This is a genomic window from Streptomyces alkaliphilus (assembly GCF_014141535.1).
In the GTDB taxonomy this organism is placed as follows: Bacteria; Actinomycetota; Actinomycetes; order Streptomycetales; family Streptomycetaceae; genus Streptomyces; species Streptomyces alkaliphilus.
Genome location: NZ_VKHT01000805.1, coordinates 1 through 2,360, shown reverse-complemented (window position 1 = coordinate 2,360; position 2,360 = coordinate 1). Strand labels below are relative to the sequence as shown.

The following is a 2,360-nucleotide window of genomic DNA, read 5'->3' as shown; positions in this document are numbered from 1 at the left end:
GGGGCGGGTGGGGCCGGTGTCTCAGCGGCCGGTGCCGCCGTAGACCACGGCCTCGTCGCTGTCGGAGTCCAGCCCGAAGGCGGTGTGCACGGCGCGCACGGCCTCGTTCACGTCGTCCTGCCGGGTCACCACCGAGATGCGGATCTCCGAGGTGGAGATCAGCTCGATGTTCACCCCGGCGTTGGACAGCGCCTCGAAGAAGGTGGCGGTGACCCCGGGGTTGGTCTTCATGCCCGCGCCGACCAGGGAGATCTTGGCGATCCGGTCGTCGTAGCGCAGCGAGGCGAAGCCGATGTCGGCCTGTTGGCGGTTCAGCGCCTCGATGGCCCGCTTGCCGTCGGTCTCCGGCAGGGTGAAGGAGATGTCGGTCAGGCCGGTGGAGGCGGCCGAGACGTTCTGCACCACCATGTCGATGTTGATCTCGGCGTCGGCGACCGAGCGGAAGATCTTGGCGGCCTCACCCGGCTTGTCGGGGACCCCGACGATCGTGACCTTGGCCTCGGAGGTGTCGTGGGCGACACCCGAGATGAGCGCCTGCTCCATCGGCTCGTCTCCTCGCGGTTCGTTGCTGACCCAGGTGCCGGTGAGGCCGGAGAAGGACGACCGGACGTGGATCGGGATGTTGTAGCGGCGGGCGTACTCGACACAGCGGTGCAGCAGCACCTTGGAGCCGGAGCTGGCCAGCTCCAGCATCTCCCCGGAGGAGATCCAGTCGATCTTGCGGGCCTTCTTGACCACCCTGGGGTCGGCGGTGAACACGCCGTCCACGTCGGTGTAGATCTCGCAGACCTCGGCCTCCAGAGCGGCGGCCAGCGCCACGGCGGTGGTGTCGGAACCTCCGCGCCCCAAGGTGGTGATGTCCTTGCTGTCCTGGGAGACCCCCTGGAAGCCGGCGACGATCGCGATGTTCCCCGCCTCGACGGCGGCACGGATCCGGCCGGGGGTGACATCGATGATCCGGGCCTTGTTGTGGACGGAGTCGGTGATCACACCGGCCTGGCTGCCGGTGAAGGACTGCGCCTCGTGCCCCAGCGTTTTGATCGCCATCGCCAGCAGGGCCATGGAGATCCGCTCTCCCGCGGTCAGCAGCATGTCGAATTCGCGTCCTGTGGCGACCGGGGTCACCTCGTTGGCGAGATCGATCAGCTCGTCCGTCGTGTCACCCATCGCCGAGACCACGACGACCACCTGGTGGCCGCTCTTCTTGGCTTCGACGATTCTCTTGGCGACGCGCTTGATGCCCTCGGCATCGGCAACGGAGGAGCCGCCGTACTTCTGCACGACAAGGCCCACGTGTGCTCGCTCCTCAGGGGTCGTTTTCCGCGGTGACCGGATGGGTACCGCGGTGGCTCGATTTTACCGAGCGGGGTGCGGCCGCCACCGGCACGCCGCATGGTGAGACGTGGCCCGGCCGGCCGCCCGGGCCGTTCCCGGGCCCGCTCGCCACCAAGCCATGCCCTTTTGTCGAGCGGACACACGAAACGCCGCCGAAACGTGCGGGAGGTCACAGTCCGCACCGCCCGGACCGGCGGTTTCACCGCTCTGTGACGCACTCCGGCGACTGGGCGTGACGGCCCGCGGGGCTTCCCGCGCCCTGCCGAGAACCCGGTCCGGAGGGCTCGTGGACCTCTCCGAGCGCTGTCCCCGAGGGGCGTCGCGACGCCCCGCAACGGCGTCCCGTATCCGTGGTGGTGCTTGCGCCGATGCGGTGAGGAACCCCCGTCACCGGGGCGGAACCGGCCACGGACACGGCGTTTCGGGCCGGCGGGTCCTCCCACCGATGGCCGGAATCGCGGTCGGCACCCGGGGGCCGGCGAAGGCGCCCGCGTCGAACCCCTCGCTCCGCCACGAAGGCCGCCGGCGCGGCATCGGCATCCTTGTGACCGGGGAGCGGGCGAGGGTGCCGTCGGGTCCGTTCCGCCGGTCGACCGTGCCGGCGAACTCCACGCACCGCACTGCTCGTTGCTTCCCCGCCCGGCCCAACAGCCCGTGGACGCGCCGGAGATCCGTCCGTCGCCCACCCCGGCCCCGGCAGCGGGATGCGGGGGGCACGTGCGCGGCACCCGTGGTCGCACGGATGGCACCGCTCGACCACGGGTGCGGCACGGGTGGGACGGTACTTACGTCCGGGGCGGCTTGATCCCCAGCGGAACGGCGATCTCGGCGGCCATCACACGACCGGCCTGCCGCTCCAGATCACCGTCCTCGACATCACTGTCGATGTCGAGGCCGTTGAGGTCGGCGAGGGGGGTGTCCAGCCGAACGTGGGCGACCAGGGATTGCAGGGCGCGCAGCGCGGCCCCGGCTGTGGGCCCCCAGTTGGAGAGGTAGGAGAACTGCCACCACCACAGGGCCTCGCC

Annotated in this window: 2 protein-coding genes; both read right to left on the bottom strand. The window is 70.3% G+C overall.

All coding sequences use genetic code 11. The annotated features are described in order from the left end of the window. Nucleotides 1-21: 21 nt before the first annotated feature. Nucleotides 22-1,293, bottom strand: coding sequence for an aspartate kinase (locus tag FNQ90_RS19950; RefSeq protein WP_182607625.1), 1,272 nt, complete (start codon nt 1,291-1,293; stop codon nt 22-24). 827 nt (nt 1,294-2,120) lie between these two features. Next, nucleotides 2,121-2,360 (bottom strand): DUF5063 domain-containing protein (locus FNQ90_RS19945; RefSeq protein ID WP_182607624.1); only part of this gene is annotated, 240 nt, incomplete at its 5' end.